Source organism: Sporosarcina sp. P20a, assembly GCF_002743175.1.
In the GTDB taxonomy this organism is placed as follows: domain Bacteria; phylum Bacillota; class Bacilli; order Bacillales_A; family Planococcaceae; genus Sporosarcina.
On sequence record NZ_PDYT01000010.1, the window covers coordinates 45,944 to 68,410 of the forward strand.

At 42.0% G+C, this 22,467-nt stretch carries 16 protein-coding genes and 2 riboswitches; of the genes, 15 read left to right on the forward strand and 1 reads right to left on the reverse strand.

Annotated features, from left to right (window positions below; all coding sequences use genetic code 11):
* Positions 1-28 precede the first annotated feature (28 nt).
* Positions 29-126: riboswitch (TPP riboswitch) on the reverse strand.
* A 141-nt stretch (positions 127-267) separates the two neighbouring features.
* Positions 268-455, forward strand: a riboswitch (cobalamin riboswitch).
* 122 nt (positions 456-577) lie between these two features.
* From CSV72_RS10050 to CSV72_RS10060, 3 genes are all read left to right on the forward strand, one after another.
* Positions 578-4,258, forward strand: coding sequence for a DUF4430 domain-containing protein (locus tag CSV72_RS10050; RefSeq protein ID WP_099678239.1), 3,681 nt, complete (start codon positions 578-580; stop codon positions 4,256-4,258).
* 145 nt (positions 4,259-4,403) lie between these two features.
* On the forward strand, positions 4,404-4,973 hold the full coding sequence (locus CSV72_RS10055; RefSeq protein WP_099678240.1) for a TetR/AcrR family transcriptional regulator: 570 nt from the start codon (positions 4,404-4,406) through the stop codon (positions 4,971-4,973).
* A 39-nt stretch (positions 4,974-5,012) separates the two neighbouring features.
* Positions 5,013-8,069 carry a YhgE/Pip domain-containing protein gene (locus CSV72_RS10060; RefSeq protein WP_099678241.1) on the forward strand — a complete coding sequence of 1,019 codons (3,057 nt, stop codon included), beginning with the start codon at positions 5,013-5,015 and terminating at the stop codon, positions 8,067-8,069.
* Positions 8,070-8,243: 174 nt separating this feature from the next.
* Here the strand turns inward: CSV72_RS10060 and CSV72_RS10065 are convergent, their stop codons facing one another.
* Positions 8,244-8,564 (reverse strand): GRAM domain-containing protein, encoded by a 321-nt coding sequence (locus CSV72_RS10065; RefSeq protein WP_099678242.1) that lies wholly within the window; start codon positions 8,562-8,564, stop codon positions 8,244-8,246.
* 857 nt (positions 8,565-9,421) lie between these two features.
* Between CSV72_RS10065 and CSV72_RS10075 the strand changes: the two genes are divergently transcribed.
* The 12 genes from CSV72_RS10075 to CSV72_RS10125 all read left to right on the forward strand — a co-directional run bounded on the left by CSV72_RS10075 (position 9,422) and on the right by CSV72_RS10125 (position 22,458).
* The gene (locus tag CSV72_RS10075) at positions 9,422-10,399 is read left to right on the forward strand and encodes a LacI family DNA-binding transcriptional regulator (protein ID WP_099678244.1); all 978 of its coding nucleotides are present in this window, start codon (positions 9,422-9,424) and stop codon (positions 10,397-10,399) included.
* The gene (rbsK, locus tag CSV72_RS10080) at positions 10,399-11,277 is read left to right on the forward strand and encodes a ribokinase (RefSeq protein ID WP_099678245.1); all 879 of its coding nucleotides are present in this window, start codon (positions 10,399-10,401) and stop codon (positions 11,275-11,277) included. The genes CSV72_RS10075 and rbsK overlap by 1 nt, the downstream gene beginning before the upstream one ends.
* Positions 11,274-11,663, forward strand: a complete 390-nt coding sequence (gene rbsD, locus CSV72_RS10085; RefSeq protein WP_099678246.1) for a D-ribose pyranase — start codon at positions 11,274-11,276, stop codon at positions 11,661-11,663. Before rbsK ends, rbsD begins: the two co-directional genes overlap by 4 nt.
* A gap of 16 nt (positions 11,664-11,679) precedes the next feature.
* Positions 11,680-13,176: a sugar ABC transporter ATP-binding protein gene (locus CSV72_RS10090; RefSeq protein ID WP_099678247.1), complete on the forward strand. Its 1,497-nt coding sequence runs from the start codon at positions 11,680-11,682 to the stop codon at positions 13,174-13,176.
* Positions 13,163-14,104 carry a ribose ABC transporter permease gene (rbsC, locus tag CSV72_RS10095; RefSeq protein WP_099634028.1) on the forward strand — a complete coding sequence of 314 codons (942 nt, stop codon included), beginning with the start codon at positions 13,163-13,165 and terminating at the stop codon, positions 14,102-14,104. The genes CSV72_RS10090 and rbsC overlap by 14 nt, the downstream gene beginning before the upstream one ends.
* Positions 14,105-14,119: 15 nt before the next feature.
* Positions 14,120-15,055 (forward strand): ribose ABC transporter substrate-binding protein RbsB, encoded by a 936-nt coding sequence (gene rbsB / locus CSV72_RS10100; RefSeq protein WP_099678248.1) that lies wholly within the window; start codon positions 14,120-14,122, stop codon positions 15,053-15,055.
* Between the two features lie 717 nt (positions 15,056-15,772).
* Positions 15,773-17,026: a M20 family metallo-hydrolase gene (locus CSV72_RS10105; RefSeq protein WP_099678249.1), complete on the forward strand. Its 1,254-nt coding sequence runs from the start codon at positions 15,773-15,775 to the stop codon at positions 17,024-17,026.
* 35 nt (positions 17,027-17,061) lie between these two features.
* Positions 17,062-17,286 (forward strand): DUF3311 domain-containing protein, encoded by a 225-nt coding sequence (locus CSV72_RS10110; RefSeq protein ID WP_099678250.1) that lies wholly within the window; start codon positions 17,062-17,064, stop codon positions 17,284-17,286.
* Positions 17,286-18,749 (forward strand): sodium:solute symporter family protein, encoded by a 1,464-nt coding sequence (locus CSV72_RS10115; RefSeq protein WP_099678274.1) that lies wholly within the window; start codon positions 17,286-17,288, stop codon positions 18,747-18,749. The genes CSV72_RS10110 and CSV72_RS10115 overlap by 1 nt, the downstream gene beginning before the upstream one ends.
* A 39-nt stretch (positions 18,750-18,788) precedes the next feature.
* Positions 18,789-20,414, forward strand: coding sequence for an amidohydrolase (locus tag CSV72_RS10120; protein WP_099678251.1), 1,626 nt, complete (start codon positions 18,789-18,791; stop codon positions 20,412-20,414).
* A 325-nt stretch (positions 20,415-20,739) separates the two neighbouring features.
* Positions 20,740-20,886, forward strand: coding sequence for a hypothetical protein (locus tag CSV72_RS16895; RefSeq protein ID WP_199170086.1), 147 nt, complete (start codon positions 20,740-20,742; stop codon positions 20,884-20,886).
* A gap of 21 nt (positions 20,887-20,907) precedes the next feature.
* A complete protein-coding gene (locus CSV72_RS10125; RefSeq protein WP_099678252.1) occupies positions 20,908-22,458 on the forward strand; it encodes a sodium/proline symporter in 1,551 nt (516 codons plus the stop codon).
* Positions 22,459-22,467 lie beyond the last annotated feature (9 nt).

Here is a 22,467-nt window from a genome sequence, read left to right on the forward strand (position 1 = left end):
GCGAAGCGGTTGCATAGTACGGTCGAAATCCGTCATATGTCCACTTCCCTCCGCTAGCATTATCTAGTGCAGGTTCAAGGGTTAAGGCGAATGCCTCTCTCAGCTAAAGCACCCCTAGTGTTTATCCATCTCTTATCGTTACATAGTCTGAAAAGATAGTCAAGATAGGACAGGAATAAATTGGTCAATTATAGGAATTTGGAAAACACCTTACACGTCAAAAATCTTGCTATTGCAATTGTTATGTCGACTCCTTATGATTAATAGTAGTTTATAGCGTATTTTGGTGTCTTGCTAGCTTGCAAGACTTAAAAAGGAATCAGGTGAAAATCCTGGACGGTCCGGCCACTGTAATTGGAAAGTGACTTCAGACAACCACTGGTATTCGTACTGGGAAGGGTGAAGTTGCGTTTGTATCCAAAAGTCAGGAGACTTACCATAATACCATGCTTACAACCTTCCGGAAAAAGGTATGTATGTTGTGTTGTATTATGTATGTCTAAACACGCATCCATCCATCCTTGTCTCTTTCCGGAGGCGGGATTTTTTTATTGAAAAAAATAGGGGGTAGGAGTCGTTGAGGAATGGTAGTCGAATAAGTAAGATATTATCTGTGTTGCTAAGTTTGATGTTGGTATTGTCGTTTGTAACCCCGACAGTACAAGCGGTGGATACAGGTGTAGAGAATACAAAAGGAACAGTTGTCGAGCAGACAGATGTGGAAGAATTACTAGCTAAAACCGTTCAGTTTTATAAAAACAAAGGAATGAAATTGGATTCATGGCAAACATTAGTCGGACTTTACGCGGCAGGTGAAGATCTGAATGATGGTAAGTGGAAATTACCAGATTGGCAAAGAAAAGATCCAGGTAATCTGGAACCTATACATCATGGCACAGAGCATATTCGCTTTATCTTCGGATTACTTGCAATGAACGAAGATCCAGCTGATGCATGGGAAACGAATCGGAATCTTTATGTAGAATTGGCGTCACAACAAAATGAAGAGACAGGCTCATTTGGCGGCATTAATAAACATATGTGGGCTTTGCTTGCGATGGATACAGGCGAACGTCTAGGTGCCGATTTAGGCGAGTGGAATGCGGATAAGAAACAAAAAGCACTCCAGTTTTTAATCGATAACCAAAATGAAGATGGCGGATATTCATTCTTCGGTCCGGATTCAGACCCAGATATGACAGGTATGGGCATGATTGCTTTGTCGAACTATCAAGGGGAAGAGGCGGCAGATGCAGCTATTAAGAGAACGAAGAACTTATTACGAGCTAGACAATTAGATTTAACCACTGGTGGATTTAATTCACCTGGTAAAATTGGAATGGGTGATAATGCCAACTCCACAGCGACAGCGATTTGGGGTCTAGCTGCAGTCAATGAAAATGTACTAGCAGAAAATTGGCATGTAGGCGATCAGACAGTAGTAGATGCAATAAAAGGTTTCCAGTTTGGAGATGGCTCTTATAAGTGGAAAGCTAAAGATCCGAGAGCGAACTTAATGGCAACAGAACAAGTATTGCTTGCGCTTGCAGACATGAAAGCGGGAAATTCTGTTTGGAATCGAATTGCTTTAATAGCAGAGCAACCTGCAGCCCACGTGAACATCGATGGGTTAGATGCACCGATTCTTTCAGATACTGAAGTAACTTTCGAAACAGGCAGTACGATTGTACAAGTGGTTGAACAGTTGCTAAAAGAACAAAATATTCCTTACGAGTTGGATCAAGCGAAAGAGAATTTTGTATCGATTAACAACGTTCAAAATGGAAGCTTACATGGCAGTGATCAGTGGGTTGTTGATGTTAATGAAGGATCATCTACTTCACTAATTGATAACGCAGTCAATGAAAATGATAAGATTCACATTTTCTATAAACGCAATGCAGTTCTTGAATCCATTACGAAGTTGAAAGTCGGGGACAAGGATCCGACTATTGAACTCACATTAAGTGGAGACACGTTTACGGAAGCCGCTTCAGACGCTAGTAACTGGACTATAGGTAATGGAGTTCTAACAGTTGGCTCTGTTACGGTTGAAAGTAACCAAAAAGTACTTCTACCTTTGCAAGGTGAAGTACCAAATGAAGTGTTATCCATAACTGGACTTTCTAAAGCAGTGCAGTCTAATGTAAAAACTACTGCGTATAATACTCCGTCTATACCAGAAATTATTCGTACGGTAGACGATATGCTTGCGGATACGTTACGTTTCTATGAAGTGGAGAGATATAATAAGGCTAATTTCATACGGAATGTGCCTGGAATTAGTTGGACGGAATTGGTTGCATTGGGTGCGTCTAGTTCACAATTGCCGGATTGGCTTACTAAAGATCCTGGATTACAGAAAGATGAATCAGATACGGCTCATATTCGCTATATCTTCGGTTTGCTAGCAGTAGGAAAAGATCCATCTACTGCATGGGCAACTAAACGAAATCTTTATGCAGAGCTAGCAGCACAACAAAAGGCAGATGGATCGATTGGTGCTATAAATAAACACGCCTGGGCGATGCTCGCTTTAGATACAGGTGAGAAGCGCGGACAAGATGTAGGAACATGGAATAACACAGCGAAAGAGAAAGCGTTGCAACAATTGTTAAAGCAAGAAAAAGAAAAGGGCGGATTTTCGCTTTCATTAGATGCAAAAGACGCAGCTGATCCTGATATGACAGGCATGGTCTTATTGGCACTAGCAAATTATCAAGATGATAGTGCGGTGAATGCCGCAATTGAACGTGCAAAACACGTCTTACGCGAACAACAACTTGATACAGCTGGCTGGGGAACTTGGGGAGAAAACTCCAATAGTATTGCGACTGTAATTTCAGGACTTATTGCGTTAGGAGAAGACGTAACGTCGGCAGAGTGGCAAAAAGGTGGAAAATCACCTGTAGATGCATTAAGCAAATTCCAAACGAAAAATGGAGCATTTGCCTTTACTTTACCTGCTGATCAATGGGTCAATACGAAAGCAGTAGAACAATCCCTAATTGCGCTTCAAGAAATCAAAACAGGCAAATCCGTTTGGCAACAATTTTCTGAAGTGGAAAATGTAGAGCCGCCAGTAGAAACTGTTGATAAAGCACAATTAACAGCGGCTATTCAAACAGCAGAGGAAAAATTAGCATCCACTCAAGAAGGAACAACTGCAGGAACATTCACAAAAGCTTCACGTGATCAACTGCAATCAGCAATCGTAGCTGCGAAAGCAATTGAAGTGAATGTAGAAGTAGATCAGCAACAGGTAATTGTAGCAATCGGTGATTTGAAACAAGCGATTACACAATATGAGAAATCAATAATTAAGCCAGTAGTAACTCCACCTGCAGATCCAACGTATATTACGTTTTCTGTAGAAACACGGACAATGGGTACTGGGGATATTATCAGCCCGAAACAGATTGAAATACAATCGGGAGATACGGCATTCACGGCACTAAAACGCGAAGTAGAAAGTCGTTCCATTCCATTCGTTTATAGTGGTGCAGGTCCAACCATATACGTGAAGAGTATTAATAATTTAGGTGAATTTGATGGCGGCCCACAAAGCGGGTGGATGTATTCAGTAAATGGAGAGTTCCCGCAATATAGTGCTGGAATCTATGAATTAGAGAAGGGTGATATTTTACGTTGGCAGTATACAAGGGACTTGGGAGCAGACTTAGGAGATACTTGGAATCCAACACCCAACCCAGATCCAAAACCTGAACTACCAGTCAAAGCGCCTAAAAACGTCAAAGTAACCATTACCGATGGAAAGCTTCAAATTCAGGTGAAAGATGAAAAGACAGGGGAATTACAACCTGCAAAAATAGGGAAAACAGAAGTGGTTGACGGAATTATGGTTGTTCAAATCGGGAAAACGGATAAAGTACAGGATGCGTTAAAAGGTCTTGAACTGCCTTCAGGAACACGACAAGTTGTAGTACTCGATAATGACAAACCGTATAATTATTTCGCAACTGCAAGTAAAGTTGAAGCAACAAAAGAGTGGAACATTAAGTTTACTGGTACGTTGAAAAATGATACTAAGAACTTAGAAAAAGTAGTCGTGCGAAGTGCAACGGGCGAAATCGTTAACGTTTCTACAACGCTCGGAGAAGATGGAAAGTCATTAAAGATTAAGCCGATTACTAGCTATACTAAAGGCGAACTATACTATTTAACAATTACTGATGTAAAATCAGTAAATGGTACTATCATTATAGAACCTATTCGAAAAGTATTTGTAATCAAATAAAATTGTAGACTATCATACAAGTCATAAAATATGTCTTGTATGATAGTTTTTTTGTGCAATATCTTGCATTCATCCATCAATCTATGTAATATAATGACTAACAGACCGAAACGGTATTTCGGTCATTTTTAAAGGAAGTGTCATAATGGATCGCAGAGAAGAAATCATGTTGGCGGCTGAAAAATCATTTTCGATGTTCGGATATAAAGCAACGACGATGGATCAAGTAGCGAAGATTGCGAATGTGGGGAAGGGCACAATCTATACGTTTTTCTCGAATAAAGAAGAATTATTTCATTCGATTGTCTGGAAAATGGTTGGAGAAATGAAAGATGTTTCTGAACGGACAGCTATTGAAGGTGCGTCGTTTCAAGAGAATGCCCATGCACGTATTATGCAGTTGCTGAAATTTCGCGAGACGCATCAGTTATTCATTAAATTAATTGAAGAAGAGAAAGAGTTGCGCACACCGGCTGTAGGGGATGCTTTAACTTCTATAGAGAAGGAAATATTGAAATTCATTGCAGGAAAGATTGAACGTGGCGTCGCAAAAGGTGAATTAAAGCCATGTAACAGCGAGCTGATTGCATTTCTTTTATTCAGATCTTATTTAGCACTAGTTAATGATTGGTCAAAAACGCATGATGAACAGCTGACAGAGAAGCAAATCACGGACGTTTTGAACGGTACCATCTTCTCCAGTTTGTTAGTATAACGTGCGCATGACGGAATATAGAGTGAGGGTTTATATTAAATGAAAAAAATATGGTTTATAGTCAGACGGGATCTCCGGAATATCTTCAAGAATAAAGCAGCACTCATTGTCATTGCGGCGATTGCGTTTCTACCTTCCCTTTATGCCTGGATGAATATCCTCGCTTCGTGGGATCCGTATTCCAATACGAAAGGCGTGGAAGTCGCGATCGTCAGTGAAGACGTAGGGGCGAAAATCGAGGACAAGGAATTCAATGTCGGAGATGAAGTAATTGTCTCGCTGACCACCAACGATGATCTCGGCTGGCAGTTCGTAACAAAAGAAGAAGCGTTAAAAGGCGTGAAACATGGCGATTACTATGCTGCGATCATCATTCCTGAAGATTTCTCAGAGAATTTAAGCAGTATCGTTACGGACGATATGAAAAAGCCGACATTGGATTATTATATTAATGAAAAAATCAATGCGATTTCCCCGAAAGTAGCGGGGAAAGGTGCGTCTGCTATCGTAGAAAATATCGATAAAACATTCGTTGAACAAGCGAATGAAGCAGTCATCAAGGTATTTAATAATTTGGGGATTGAACTGGAAGGCAATCGTGGAAATATCGAAAAGCTACGTGATTTAATTTATCAATTGGAATATGACATTCCAGATATATATTCAAAATTACAGATGGTAGATAAAGGCTTGGATTTTGCAGATACTTCTATCGATCGCGTAGATCTTGTGCTTGACGACGTCAATGCGGTGCATGCCAATGCGAAAAAGTTGAATGCACGCTTGATCAGTAAGTTGCAAGAGAATGAAAAGACCGTGGATAACACGTTGCGCGTCATTACATCCAACTTGGAGAGTGCGCAAACAGCATTCCGTAAAGTACCTGATCTGACGAGTGAACTGTCAGGCAAAGGGGAAGACGTCGATCGCATTGTCGATTCGCTTCGTGATAAGCAAGGCAAATTGGAAGATACGAATGCACGCTTAGATGATATTTATGAATATTTGAAAAAACAGGATCAAAATCTAAAAGACTCAACAAATATTAAGGACTTGCAGAGTTCGTTGAATGAAAGCGCCACAGATTTAAGCCGTCTGAAAAAGAATTTGGAAACAATTATTTCCGATTTGCAGAGCGGTAAAAACCCAGCGACCGATTTAATTACGCAAACACAATCGTTGTCGGATAAACTCGCTGAAGATATGGATAAAATTAAAGGCAATTACGAAAATGTATTATCCCCGCAAACTCAAAAGCTGATGAAACAGCTAAATGAGCTGTCTGCGAATATTACGGGCTTATTGGATCGTGCGACTGAAGTGAATAGCAATGCGCAGAAAGTCGTTCAAGGCTTGATCGATAAGCGTGAATCTATTGATTTTAGCCAATATCAGGAACAACTCGACAGTATGTCCACTGCAATAGAAAGTCAGATTGGAAAAGTGGATTCTGTGATTTCTGTTTTAGATGCTGCGGGTAAAGTGACAGGCAGTGACGTACTTGGCGGTCTGCAACAACGATTCGTCGCGTTGCGTGATCAGTTATCGTCGACTAAACAAGCTATCGATAAAGTGCAAGCTGCCATCAATAAAGGGGAGAAACCGAGCCTCGAGTTGTTGAATCAACTTCAAGGACAGCTACAGGCGAGTCAGCAAAAGATTGTCGATGCACGAAATCAATTTGATGCGAATAGCCAAAAAGCGATAAAAGATGCGATTGAACAGTTACAAACTTTCGATGAGGGACTGCGTGATCGTTTCAATGAACTACAAGCATCGAAGACAGAAATTGATGAGAAGCTCGCAGGCTTGCTAGAGACAGCAGAAAATCCTAAGGTTACGATCGGTGCTCTTCAAACGATGGTCGGCCGAATCGATAATGGACTTTCAGCAATTGGTTCCATTAACAATGGATTAAAGGATCTTGAGAAATTCATTAATTCGGATAAGCTGTCTGGCGAAATCGAACGAATTAAAACGGTTCAAGAAAGCTTGTCATCTGCCAACTCATCCGTTGATGGTCTAGTTGGTCGAATCAATGAATCAAAAGCGAACGGCAAAAGACATTTGGCTGAAGTCGATCGTGTATCAGGCGAATTGGATCGTTCAGTTGGTGAAGCTATCGATTTCGTCAATAGTGATTTGACGAGAAAGTATAAATCCGCGATGCGTGATGCAACCAATGCATTGTATGACGTGTCAGACGTATTAGATGAAGTAAATGGACGGATTCCACGTTTACGTACTGCGCTTGAAAAAGCGGATGCAGGAGTGGTTCTTGGGAAGAAAGATTTGGAGAAAGCTCAGCAACTCTTCCCTGAAGCTCGTGATACGATTGAAACAATGGCAGAAAAAATCCGTAAGTTAGAAGATGAAGGAGACTTGGATAAATTATTGGATGTTCTCTCAACAGATCCGATAGGCGTCAGTAAGTTTCTCGCTGAACCGGTCGTTTTAAATGAACATGCGTTATATCCAATTCCAAACTACGGTTCCGCGATGAGCCCATTCTATACGACCCTTTCATTGTGGGTGGGCGCATTGCTCATGGTATCCACGCTGAAAGTGGATATCCGAGAGAAGACACGATTCAAGAGCTATCAAACGTATCTTGGACGGTTAATTATCTTCGCTGGTATAGGTACGGTTCAGTCGTTGATCGTCACACTCGGCGAGTTATTCATTATGAATGTCTACGTCGTCGACAAGATACCATTTGTATTATTCGGTGTACTGATCAGTGTCGTATTCGTTTCCATCGTCTACACACTCGTGTCCGTATTCGGTAACACCGGTAAAGTTATCGCCATCGTTTTGATGGTCATGCAACTCGGTGCATCAGGCGGTACATTCCCCATCCAAATGGCACCAGATTTCTTCCAAAAGATCTCTGCATTTATGCCATTCACGCATGCGATTACGTTATTGCGTGAATCGATCGGCGGAATTATCTGGGCAGTAGCGTTAAAACAAATCCTCTTTTTAATGATCTACTTCGCGTTATCGCTTGTAGTAGGACTTGGATTGAAGAAGTTCTTTAATAAATCGAGTGATAAGTTTATTGAGAAGGCGAAGGAAAGTAATATTGTGATGTGATGGAAGATTGGGTAGATAGAAAGACTGCGCTAGAGGTCATGTTTGTTGTGATGGCTTCTAGTGGCAGTCTTTTTTTGGTTTGGAGAGGTGGGGGGGACAGCGCTATTATGTATCATCGGCACAACAAAAAGAGCTGTCCGCAAGTTGGAACAGCTCTTTCAATCTTAATTATTTTCACATCAAATCCCAAACCGTCTTGATAATATCATCGCACTTCACAAAAAGTGAACTCTCTAAAACAAATGTATGCAGAGTACCATCTTTTAACTCGACGGTAATTCCGTTTGGGACAATACCCAACACATAAGAAGAGTCAATATTATTGATGTCGGTAATATTGAACTCTAAAATATCTCTTTTAAAATGCATATTGTATGGCTGGAAGATGAAACGTTGATTTGTAATAAATAAATTCCCACTGACGTAATCTATACTTTTGCGTAAGTCCACAGGTATTTCATATTGGACTGTTTCGTTTTCTCGATAATTCGTCATGCGGATCTCTCCTCTATGGATATTATCTATGACTCTAATTTCATTTTACCTCTATAGATATGTATAGACAAGATAACTTGATTGGCTTGAGGGATTGTGTGGAAGGAAAGTGATCATTGTTGTTCGGTGAGTGCTCTATTGTTTGGGTTAAGCGCTCTATGTAGATGTGTATCCGCTCAATGCAAGTCCGTGGTCGCTCAATGTGTAGTCTCAAGTGCTCTATAGCCCACGCTACCCGCTCAATCCAGGTCCGCGGCCGCTCAATGTGTAGGTTCAAGTGCTCTATAGCCCGCGCCATCACGCTCAAAGCAAGGCCGCGAGCGCTCAATGTGTCGGCTTAAGTGCCCTATAGCCCGCGCCACCCGCTCAATCCAAATCCGCGGCCGCTCAATGTGTTGGTTTAAGTGCTCAATAGACCGCGCCATCCGCTCAATCTAAGTCCGCGGTCGCTCAATGTGTTGGCTTAAGCGCTCTATAGCCCGCGCTACCCGCTCAATGCAAGTCCGCGGCTGCTCAAAGTGTGGGTTCAAGTGCTCTATAGCCCGCGCTACCCGCTCAATCTAAGTCCGCGGTCGCTCAATGTGTTGGCCTAAGCGCTCTATAGCCCGCGCCATCCGCTCAATCCAAGTCCGCGACCGCTCAATGTGTTGGCTCAAGTGCTCTATAGCCCACGCCATCCGCTCAATGCCTATCCAGAAGCGCTCAATCCCACCCCAGACAACCCCACCATCTAACCCAATATTCACTCAATAAACCCCGCTCCCACGCAAAACCACTTCACTATTGACACTAAAAAACCCAGTCTGTTATCATTATGTGTAACCGGTACCACATAGAACAGAATGTAGGTGAAATAGTTGGCAAATATACGGGATGTGGCTAAGGCTGCTGGTGTTTCGGTAGCGACTGTTTCACGCTATTTAAATAATAAAGGATACATAAGTGAAGAGGCGAAACGGGTGATTGCTAAGGCGGTGGATGAGTTGAACTACCAGCCTAGTATGATTGCCCGTTCTCTTAGTACGAAACAATCTACTTTTATTGGTTTGATTGTTCCGGATATCGTCAATCCGTTTTTCCCGGAACTGGCGCGTGCGATCGAGGATGTTGCGCTAGTGTATGGATACACGGTGATATTGTGCAACTCAGATGAAAATCTTGAAAAGGAAATTAATTATGTAAAGACTCTGCAACAGAAATATGTGGCGGGGTTTATTGTTGCGTCGAGTCATGTAGAAGCGGATCATTATATGGGCTTGGATATTCCGATTGTCGCGATTGACCGAAGAATTCATTCGTCGATACCGTATATTGCAACGGATAACCGCGAAGGTGCTCGTATTGGAACGCAGCATTTATTGGATAGCGGCTGTAAAAACATTCTTTGTATGCGGGGGCCTTCAGGATTAGGTCCTGCAGATGATCGATTTGCTGGGTTCAATGATGCGGTGAAGGGGAAGAACATAGAAACACATATTATTGAATGTCCATTCCAGTTTGATGTAGCGGAGACGATGGTGAAGAAGGTGTTGCAAGAAGTGCCGATTGACGGAATTTTTGCGAGCAGTGACGTGACGGCAGCTGGCGCTATGAAAGCTGCGTATTCAGCGGGGATTCATGTACCGAGTCAGCTTCAAATCGTTGGGTATGACGGTACGATGTTGGCGAGCCAATTAACACCAGGTTTGACGACGGTAGCGCAGGACTTGTATAGAATCGGTGCGATGGCAGCGAGGATGCTTATTAAATTAATTGAAGGGCAAGAGTTGACGGAGCGTGAAGTATTGATTCCGGCAGAGTTGCTCATTCGCCAAACAACAAGGAGTGAAGCATGATGATAACGGTGATTGGCAGTGCCAATATGGATTTGGTAGTTGGCACGGAGAATTTCCCAGACCAGGGCGAGACGGTTCTTGGAAATGTATTCGATACAGTGCCAGGTGGAAAAGGTGCGAATCAGGCAATTGCTGCGGCGCGACTTGGCAGTGAAACACATATGGTTGCGTGTGTAGGAAATGATTTATTCGGTACGAGTATTGTGAATAACCTTCAACAGAATACAGTTGGCGTCACCGGTGTAGCTACTGTAGACGGAGCTTCTGGCATCGCAAATATTTTGCTGTCGGAAGGGGATAATCGGATTATTGTCGTACCAGGTGCTAACTCATTGTTGATGCCGTCTCATATTGACGAAATAGAAGACCTTATCAAGCGCAGTGACTTGGTGATGCTTCAATTAGAAATTCCGATTCCTACTGTTGTTTATACATTAGCGAAGTGCCAAGCGATTGGCGTTCCGGTGATGTTGAATCCTGCTCCAGCGCGTGGATTCGAGCTCGATATGATGCCTTCAATTACGTATTTAACGCCGAATGAAACGGAATGTGAACAAATCTTCGGCATGGATATGGTGAGTGCATTAGAGAAGTATCCGAACCGTTTAATTATCACGTTAGGTGATGACGGGGCGCGATTCTTTGATGGAGAAAAGCATGTCATCGTAGAAAGCTTTAAGACAAATGTCGTGGATACAACAGGCGCAGGTGATACGTTTAACGGAGCTCTTGCACATGGAATAGTAGCGGGAATGGAACTGGAACAAGCGGTTCGTTTTGCCAATGCGGCGGCTTCACTTTCTGTGGAAAAGTTCGGTGCACAAGGTGGTATGCCTTCATTTGAAGAAGTGGAAGCGCGTTTGGAGGAAAGTCGATGAAAAAGCATGGCATGATCAATCGCGATATTGCGGCCGTGTTGGCTAAAATGGGTCACACCGATCAATTAACGATTGCAGATTGCGGTCTGCCGATTCCTGAAGGTATTCCATGTATCGATCTTTCGTATACGCTTGGAAAACCAGGATTCACGGAAATTTTATTGGAACTACTGAAAGACTTTCAAGCAGAAAAAGTATATATTGCAGGCGAAATAAAAGTAGAGAACCCTACAGTCTATAATGAAATTACACAACTAGAATGTCCGATAGATGAGCTGACACATGATCAATTAAAAGAACAATCAAGACAATCGAAAGTTATTATTCGTACAGGAGAGTCGACACCTTATGCCAATATTATCGTCCAGTCAGGCGTCATATTCTGAAAGTGGGTGTACAGAGATGATTGCGATGAGCGGGATATCGAAAAGTTTCAATGGAAATAAAGTACTCGACAATGTGGAGTTTACTGTAGTCAAAGGTGAAATCCATGCGCTCATGGGAGAGAACGGTGCGGGGAAATCTACGATGATGAAGATTTTGACAGGGATCTATACGCGTGATTCAGGGGAGATTTCGGTCAAAGGTAAGAAAGTAGAGTTCAAGAATGCCAAAGAAGCCGAGGCTGCGGGCATTGCGGTTATTCACCAAGAGCTCAATATTTTACCTGACTTGACAGTTGCGGAGAACTTTTATTTAGGGAAAGAAAAGACTTTCGGGAAAACCGGGATTTTGAAGACGAAGGAAATGAATCGTCGAGCGGAAGAGATTCTATCGAAGTTAGGCTTGCATGTTGATGCGCGTACCATCACGCGTGAATTATCTGTCGGTAAACAGCAGATTATTGAGATTGCGAAGGCGGTTTCTTCTAATGCCGAACTAATTGTGATGGATGAGCCGACTGCAGCACTGACAGATCGTGAAATCGAAACGTTATTTAAAACTGTTCGCGCGTTGCAAGCTGAAGGCGTTTCATTCGTGTATATTTCGCACCGAATGGAAGAAATTTTCGCGATGTGCGACCGCATTACCATTCTACGAGATGGTCAATACGTTGGTGTGCGGAATATAAAAGATACGACGTTTGATGAAATCGTGCAGATGATGGTCGGACGTGAATTGGGCGAACGATTCCCAGCACGTGCGTGTGAAATAGGCGATGTGAAATTGAAAGTAGAAAGTCTCTCACGCAATGAATATTTTGAAGATGTGTCGTTTGAAGTGCGAAAAGGTGAAATCGTCGGTATTGCCGGCTTAATGGGTGCTGGCCGTACTGAAGTGATTCAATCGATTTTCGGCTTTAAGAAACCGACTGCGGGAAAGGTTTTCATTGACGGGGAGCAAGTGGTTATTACGAATCCTTTGCAGGCGAAGAAGCTTGGGATTGGATACGTTACGGAAGACCGGAAATCTGAAGGGTTGATTCTCGAATTTTCGGTTCGGGAAAATATGTGCCTGACGAACTTCAATCGAATTTCAAATTCGGGAGTTATTCAACGAACGAAAGAAAATCACCTGTATGACACGATGTCTAAACGTCTCGGTGTTCGCACGTCTGGACCTGAACAAATCGTCAAGTCGTTGAGTGGTGGTAACCAGCAAAAGGTAGTCATCGCGAAATGGCTTGGTATTGAGCCAGATATTCTGTTTTTGGATGAACCGACAAGAGGCGTCGACGTTGGAGCGAAGAAAGAGATTTACAGCATCATCAATGAATTGGCTGAGCGTGGAGTTGCGATTGTAATGATTTCATCCGAACTACCGGAAGTAATCGGGATGGCAGACCGTGTGCTCGTCATGCACGAAGGCCAGTTGAAGGCAGATTTACCGAAAGAAGAAATGACACAAGAACGAATTATGCATTTTGCAACAGGAGGTGACAAAGTTGTCCAAGACTAATATGAAATCGTCATTACAGAAATTAGGACCGTTCATTGGATTATTATTGATCGTCGTCATTATTTCCGTTATGAGTCCAAGTTTTTTAACGCTGAACAACTTGTTCAACGTATTGCGTCAAGTGTCCATTAACGCATTGATTGCGTTCGGGATGACGTTTGTTATTTTAACCGGTGGAATTGATTTATCAGTTGGATCGATTCTCGCATTAACCGGTGCCGTGACAGCGGGTATGATGTCAGGCGGTATGGATCCAATTTTAGCCATGCTACTTGGCGTATTACTAGGTGTGCTGCTCGGTGCAATCAACGGATTGATCATTGCGAAAGGGAAGGTCGCACCATTTATCGCGACACTTGCGACGATGACGATTTTCCGTGGATTGACTTTAGTCTATACTGAAGGACGTCCGATTTCAGGACTTGGCGATTCATTCACATTCCAAATGCTCGGTAAAGGATATATTTTCGGTATTCCGGTTCCTGTCATCACGATGGCGATCTCCTTTGCAGTGCTGTACTTTATATTGAAGAAAACGACATTCGGACGCCGTGTGTACGCAATCGGTGGAAATGAAGAAGCGTCACGTCTATCTGGAATTAATGTCGATCGAGTGAAGATTTATGTCTATTCATTGGCAGGCGGTCTAACGGCAATTGCGTCATTAATTTTGACATCACGCCTAAACTCCGCACAGCCAACAGCAGGTAATATGTTTGAACTCGATGCAATTGCTGCCGTTGTACTTGGCGGGACAAGCTTAACTGGCGGTCGCGGTTGGATTGTCGGTACATTAATTGGTGCATTGATTATTGGTGTCTTGAATAATGGGTTGAATTTGATAGGCGTATCCTCTTTCTTCCAACAGGTTGTAAAGGGCGCAGTTATATTAATCGCAGTACTCTTAGATCGCAAAAAAACCGCATAAGGAGATGTGAATTGTATGAAAAATATCAAATGGTTACTACTTATGGCCGTCGTGCTCGTTTTGGCCGCATGTTCTTTAGAACAACCCGGTTCCAAATCTTCATCAGATGAAAAAGGCGAGACTGGAAATGAAGGCGAAAAAGCGTATAAAGTTGGGCTTTCGGTATCGACGCTAAACAATCCATTCTTCGTAACGTTGAGTGAAGGTGTAAAAGAACAGGCGAAAGAGTCTGGATCAGAAGTCATCGTAGTTGATGCACAAGATGATGCGTCTAAACAAGCAAGTGACGTAGAAGATTTAATTCAACAAGGTGTAGATTTATTGATCATTAACCCGACGGATTCTGAAGCGGTTGTATCTGCAGTAGAATCAGCAAACAGTTCCAACATTCCTGTCATCACAGTAGACCGCAGAGCAGAAGGTGGAGAAGTGGTTTCCCATATTGCTTCAGATAATAAAGCAGGCGGCGTGTTAGCTGGGGAATACATGATCGAGTTGCTTGGCGAAGATAACCCACAAGTGGCAGAGCTTGAAGGGATCGCAGGTTCATCCGCAGCACGTGACCGTGGAGCCGGCTTTAACGAAGCGGTTGACGGCAAAGTGAATATTGTAGCGAAACAAACAGCGAACTTTAACCGTGCAGAAGGTTTGACGGTAATGGAAAACATTTTACAAGCTAACCCAGACATCCAAGGCATATTCGCGCATAATGATGAGATGGCGTTGGGCGCTTTAGAAGCGATTCAGTCAGCTGGTAAGGATATTATCGTCATTGGATTCGATGCAACAGACGACGCTGTAGCATCTGTCAAAGATGGAAAATTGTCCGCAACGATTGCCCAGAAGCCCGAGGAGATTGGAGTCAAGGCAATGGAAGCAGCGGTTGCTCTGTTGAACGGTGAAGAGGTAGACGCGGATATTCCGGTTGATTTAGAGTTAATTAAAGAGTAAGTGTGAGTTTTAGTTTGAGGGAAGCTCTCTGGCCAGATTTTTTGGCTGGGGGGCTTTTTTTGATTTATGGAGGGAGTGAGGCGGGGGGATTGAGCGGATATGGCGTGTCAATGAGCGGTTGTGGACTGCTATAGAGCGGATAGCTGGCGTGATAGAGCGATTGCGGGCCATTATAGAGCGGATAGCCGGTGTAATAGAGCGGTTACGACCCACTATAGAGCGGATGTCCCATGTTACATGGCGGTTGACACTATAGAGTGGATAGCCGGCATGATAGAGCGTTTGCAGTCTACCATTGAGCGGATATCCGACATGATAGAGCGTTTACGGCCCACTATAGAGCGGACATCCCGTGTGATAGAGCGTATGCGGCCCACTATTGAGCGGATAGCGCGTGTAATAGAGCGTATGCGGCCCCCGATAGAGCGGATACCCCATGTAATAGAGTAGTTGACTCACATCCAACAGCTTCGTATGACAGACATTATTGTATAAAGTACAAGTTATTATCATATGCATAGAATGTAAACGCTTGGACTTTATTTAAAAGAGGAAGCGAGGTTACTACGCTGGTCTGTTCTCATGTGGTATTTAAATTATATTAGACTGTCTGTTTGTGTATCTATGCAATAACTTTACATTTAGTATAATGAAAATTGTGACAATTGCATGTATACTTAGTAACGGAAAGTTTTTAATTCAAAGAGGAGTGTATAAATGAAAGCGTTAACATATTCGATTCATGCAGGTAGATTAAATGATAATCTACAAGTTTTAGGAAGAATAGGGAAAATTGGTTCCACTGGAGTCTCCAGACTTGCACACTCACCTGAAGATAAAGAAGCTGTGTTACATGTGAAAAAGTATATGGATCAAATCGGTTTAAAGACGGAAATAGACCATTTTGGAAACTTAATCGGGAGAATGGATGGGATAGCGAACGATTCGCCGGCCTTAGTAATTGGTTCACATATCGATTCGCAACCTTATGGTGGTAGATACGATGGGGCGCTTGGAGTAATCGGGGCGATTGAAGTATTGGAAACGCTGCACGATAAGGGAATAAAGCCTGAAATACCTATTGTTATATATGCCTTTGCTGATGAGGAAGGATCACGATTCAATAAAGGCTTGTTTGGTGTAAGAGGCATGTTAGGTAAATTAGAGGAGGGAGAGCTCGAACGTAGTGATAAGAGTGGAATGACAAGGCGTGAGGCGCTCATTGAATTTGGTTGTGACCCTTCAAAGTTTCAAGAATCACTTATTGACCCTTCTACAATAGCAGCATTTTTAGAGCTTCATATTGAACAGGGACCTGTATTGGAAGCCAAAGATGAACCTGTTGGAATTGTTACGGGTATCTCTGGTCCATTATGGTTGACTGTTGAAATGGAAGGCTTAGCTGGTCACGCTGGATCTGTGCCGATGCCAATGCGTCAAGATGCTTTAGTAGGTGCCGCTAAAGTCATTGTAAAGCTAAATGAGTTAGCCAAAGAGGTTTCCGGAGCACCAACAGTCAGTACAGTGGGGAGTTTGCAAGTATTTCCCGACTCTCGCAATATCATTCCTGAAAAAGTCACTTTTACAGTTGATTTGCGGGATATTAATGAAATTCGACGGGATCAGATTGAACAAGTATTCCTTCAAGAGCTAGAAAAAATTGCAGTTGAACATAGCTTGTCTTATAAAGTCAGTGAAGATACGCGAAATGAACCTAGATTTTGTAATGAAAATATTATGCAGATTATGAGAGAAGAAAGTGCGGAAATGAATTTAACTCCTCCAGAATTAATGAGTGGTCCTTTTCATGACTCGCTTGAAATGTCCTATGTGTGTGACTACGGAATGATATTTGTCCGTTCAAAGGATGGTATTAGCCATAATCCGAAAGAATATAGTTCACCAGAGGATATTGCACTAGGAGTGGAGCTACTCTATAAGACTGTTTATAGAATGGCTTGTCAAACGTAATAAATTAAAAAGAATATAGTTAATGGAGGGATTGGATGAGCAAAAAGAAGTTCAATACGATTTATATAGTGATCGTTACTATTCCTTTTTTATTGTTAATATTTCCTTTATTCGAGCTAGCAAACCGAGCAACTCCTATCATTATGGGACTACCTTTTTCATTTTTCTATATCATTCTAATCATTTTACTAACATTTTTAGCGGTTATAATTTTGTATAGATTTGATCCAGACCATAAGTTAGAAGAAGGTGATGAATGATGGAGCATTGGCTAATTGCATTAATTATTATGATTGGTTATTTAGTAATTGCCTTGGTTGTTGGAGTATGGGCGGGGAAAGGTCAGGATTCCAGTTCCCTAGATGAATTTGCTGTTGCAGGAGGTAAATTGGGATTAATCGTCATGTGGTTCTTGATGGGGGGAGCTGTATTTAGTGCTTTCTCATTTTTGGGCGCACCTGGTTGGGCTTATGAAAAAGGAGCACCTGCTTTTTATATTATTATCTATACAGCATTTGCGATACTACCTTGGTATATTATCGGACCTAAAATTTCGAAGATTGGAAAGAAGTTCAATCTTTACACGTTATCTTCATTCTTTAGAATACGTTATAGAAGTAAGACTCTCGGAATAATAGTTGGTTTACTTGCATTATTAGCTTCTATTCAATATTTAGCTACCCAGTTAACAGGGATGGCACACATTTTTAATATTATGACAGAGGGTAGAATTCCTTTTTGGCTCGGAGCTTTACTTGCGTACGGAATTGTTGTTGTCTATGTGGCAACAGGAGGACTACGAGCTGCGGCTTGGTCTGACGTGTTCCAAGGGTTACTCATGATCATTATTTCATGGGTTGTAGGGATAGCGATAGTGAATCAGTTACACGACTCAGTGGGAGTCATGTTTACGAATATAGCTGCAGAAAGCCCTGGATTCTTACAGATAGGAAAAGAAGGATCTACGATGGGGACGATACCATTTACAACGACTATTTTAGTATCTGTAATTGGATTCTTGATGTGGCCACATCTATTTACAAAGTCATATGCGTCCAGCCCTAAAGTCATTAAGAAAACAGTTTTGGTTTATCCGATATTCGCGCTATTCTTAATACCTTTATTGCTAGTTGGATTTGCAGCAAAAGGAATTGTAGATGCGAATTTGATTGAAAGTGCGGATCAGATACTCCCATTCTTGATCACTACTGTCATGAATCTACCAGGTTGGGTGTATGGGCTAGTTGGTGCAGGTGCACTAGCGGCTGCCATGTCATCTGCTGATGCGATTACACATAACGCAACCTTGGAAACAACGGACGGTGTGATTCGTACAATTTTCAAAGATCTATCCGATAAGACCGTTTTAAAGATTATGCGTATAGGTGTATTCGTCATCGGAGGATTGGCTTATATTATCACCATTTTCGGAGGGCAAGGATTAATTGTCTTACTCTTAGGTGCTTATGGAGCGATTGTACAATTTGCTCCGGGAGTTTACAGTGCCTTGTATTGGCGGGGAGCAACGGCAAAAGGAGTGATCAGTGGATTGGTAGTGGGAGCGATATTGAATTTCTATTTCCAACTAGTTGCAGACTCCACGCCATTCGGTATCCACGCAGGAATTATTGGACTGATTGTGAATGTTATTATCATGATTGTAGTAAGTTTGCTGACAAAATCAGAGAGAAGCGAGGAAGAAGACGTTTATATTCGTAGCTGATCCATACTTTTATAATTTAGTACAGAGAGGTGATCTATCGTGCATGCAGATATCGTATTTACTAATGGAGAAGTTATCACAGTCGATCAGGATTCTTCCATCATGGAAGCAGTAGCAATAAAAGATCATACGATCATCGGAGTCGGACAGAAAGAAGAAGTTAGCGGGTTTATTGGAGAAAACACTAAAGTAATCGACCTGGAAGGAAAGTCGCTTCTTCCAGGTTTCATAGATCCGCACTTACATTTAACTATTTATGGAACGAACTTGCTCGGTATTAACTGTGCAAGTCTTAAAATCGATTCGTTGGAAATGTTGTATGAGGAAATGAAAACGAGAGCGGAACATACTACTGAAGGAGAGTGGATCCGGGTTACGGGATTTAATGAAAACGCTGTTAGGCAAAAACGTTTCCCTACAATACAAGAGCTTGACGCTATATCTACTGAACATCCGATCGTTATTATTCGGGTTTGTAATCATACATCTATCGCGAATAGCAAAGCATTGGAACTAGCAGGTTTCACAAAGGAGTCTGATAATCCTGCTGGCGGTGAGATAGAGCGTGATTCAAATGGAGAATTAACAGGGAAAATGATTGAGAATGCACATATGCAATTATTTACTATAGCAGACTATAGTGCAGAGGAAATTGAAAAAGGACTAAAACTAGCATCTCAGATATTTGTGGAGTCTGGCATAACGAGTTTGCATGATGCCGGCAGTTACGGGTGGGGTCCAGATATTTTAAAGATGATGAAAAAAAGTATAGACTCAGGTGATGTGAAAAACCGTGTCTATGCTCTCATTGGATCATTGACGGATTCTGAGTCATTCGTTCGGCATATGATCGATGAAGGCGTGGTTACTGGAGATGGCGATGAATGGTTTAAAATTGGACCGGCTAAACTCTTTACAGATGGCAGCAGTACAGGACCTACTTTAGCCACAAGAGAACCATATAATAGTGACCCGAAAGATACAGGCATACTATATTACGACCAGGAAAGAATGAATGAAGTTCTAGGGGAAGCTCACAGCAAAGGATACCAAATCACTGCGCATGCACAAGGTGATCGAGCGATTGAAATGGTGTTGAATTGTATCGAAGAGGCGCTAGAGAAACATCCGCGAATAGATCACCGGCATCGTATTGAGCACGGTGGAATAGCTAGTATAGATCTTCAGGAACGGATGAAGGAATTAGGAGTTGTAGTCATTCCTAACCCCGCTTTCATGTATGTGAATGGTGATGCTTATCTCGAATATTACGGTGATCGCGTAAATGTGATGTATCCAGCAAATGATTACTTAGAAAAGGGAATACCTTTTGCATTTGCCTCTGACACGCCTGTAGTAGACCATAATCCTCTTCTCGGTATTCATGCGGCTGTGAATAGAAAAACTGTTTCAGGCCATGATGTAGGAATTTGTCAGAGAGTGAGTGTGCTTGATGCCATTAAAGCCTATACATACATGGGTGCCTATGCAAGTTTTGATGAAAAACAAAAAGGCAGTATCGGAGTTGGTAAATTAGCTGATTTGGTTGTGTTGGATCAAAGTATCCTATCAGTAGGTAGTGAGAGTATTAAAGATGTAACTGTAGAACTAACGATGATCGATGGAAGAATAGAGTACGAAAAACAGGCTAGTTATCAGAAGTAAGCAACTTTATATAGTAGCATACAGCAAAGATAGCCATTCGAATTTTTTCGGATGGCTTTTATTATGGAGGAATTCTACTGGATACAAATTCTTATGTCTTTATAGGCGTGATTAGGCACATGTTGCACAATGATGTAACACACACTCTACGTTCGTAAGTAATTCTCTAGCATAGACCATTTCGTAGTAAATGATATGCAAGACATAGTGACCAAAGGTTTATGGCACTAAATAACAATGTGTCCAATGTATGATTGTCCAATTATAACTATACTATGTCAAAGGTTTAGAATGGTGAAACTATTTTGAAGCGGGAGGTGAATACATGCTTGGGTTTCCTGTAGAAACATTTTGGTGGTTTGTTCCATGGCCTTTCATATGGGTAGGGTTAGCAACCATTATCTACTTTAAAATGAAAAGAGACGATGATATGGAAGAGAAGATGGAAAAAGAACAGAATCAAAATCAGTAGTTGGGATAGGGGGGGCATTCAATGAGCATTGATGGGATAATTTTCATTGTATACTTAGGGATTCTATTAACGATTGGCTTGTGGTTTTCACGAAGATCGTCAGCCTCTACAGAACAGTACTTACTCGGTGGTCGATCTCTCGGTCCGGCCGTCACTGCAATGACGATGCAAACTACAGCTATGAGTGGATTCATGTTTATGGGAGCTCCGGCTATGGCCTTTAAATATGGCTGGTATGCCATTTGGTACGCTATTGGAGATGCAGGTGGATCGATTATTAACCTGTCCGTTTTAGGTAAGCGAATGAGAAGAATGTCTGAAATATTGGGAGCGCTTTCACCAATTGAATACTTAGAAAAACGTTTTGAAAGTCCAAGTGTTCGAGTGGTAGGTTCGATCATTTCCATTGTCTTTTTATTTGGATACGTATGTGCTCAGTTTATTGCGGCTGGTAAGGCAATGTCTACACTGACAGGTTTTACTTATGAACTATCTCTGATTATCGGGATTAGCGTCATTATTATCTATACTGTGGCAGGTGGATATCTAGCTGTTGCATACACTTCTTTTGTACAAGGCTTAATCATGGTACTTGGTGTCGTAGGGATCGGTATTCTCGCGTATTTCCATGTAGGCGGAATCACTGGGTTGAACGTTGCGCTGAAAGCTATAGATCCCACGTATTTGAGTATCTGGGGTAAAGACCTAGCCTACTATGGTCAATGGGGAATGGTGCTCGGTGCAATACTCATTTACTCTATTGGATATATGGGACTTCCACATGTAGTAGTTCGCCATATGTCGATGAAAAGTACAAAAACAGTAAAAGGTGCTGTCATGATCAGTGCTATATGGAATCAATTCTTTATCTTTGTACCGTACATTCTAGGAATGATTGGTATTATCTTACTACCCACAATTGCTGACCCGGAAATGATTATTACAGAACTAGCTTATACGTTATTCCCAGGAATCTTTGCGGCACTATTACTCTCAGCTATTATGTCAGCGGTAATGTCCACTGCAGACTCTATTTTGATGCAGGCAGGCTCTATTCTTTCGCGTGACGTCTATCAACGTTTTATTAACAAAGATGCTACCCCCAAGACGATGATTCTGGTTTCGAGATTATGCATTTTAATGGGAGGGATTGTAGGAGTTATCGTAGCCATTTATGAGCCACCTTCCGTGTTTGCATTGGTGCTGTTCGCTTTCGGTACATTAGGAAATGCTTTTTTAGTTCCTTATGTTGCCTCTGTTTACTCTAAAAAGGCCAATTATATCGGTTGCTTATGCGCGATGATCGGCGGAGCTTCAACGAATATCATTTGGACTTCCATGGGGTTAGAAACGTCTACAGGACTTCATCCATTCTTGGCAGGTTTAATAGTGTCACTGTTAGGTATGATCATCGGAAGTCGATTTGGTCGTAAACCATCAGATGAAATACTGGAAGCGTTCGAACAGTCCAGACGCAAACGTGTATTTTCAAAAGAGTTTGACCGTAACATTACACGCGATTTGGCTCCCGAAGCTAGCAATGTATCTAAGTTTTTGGCAGATAATAAATAACTTACAGGA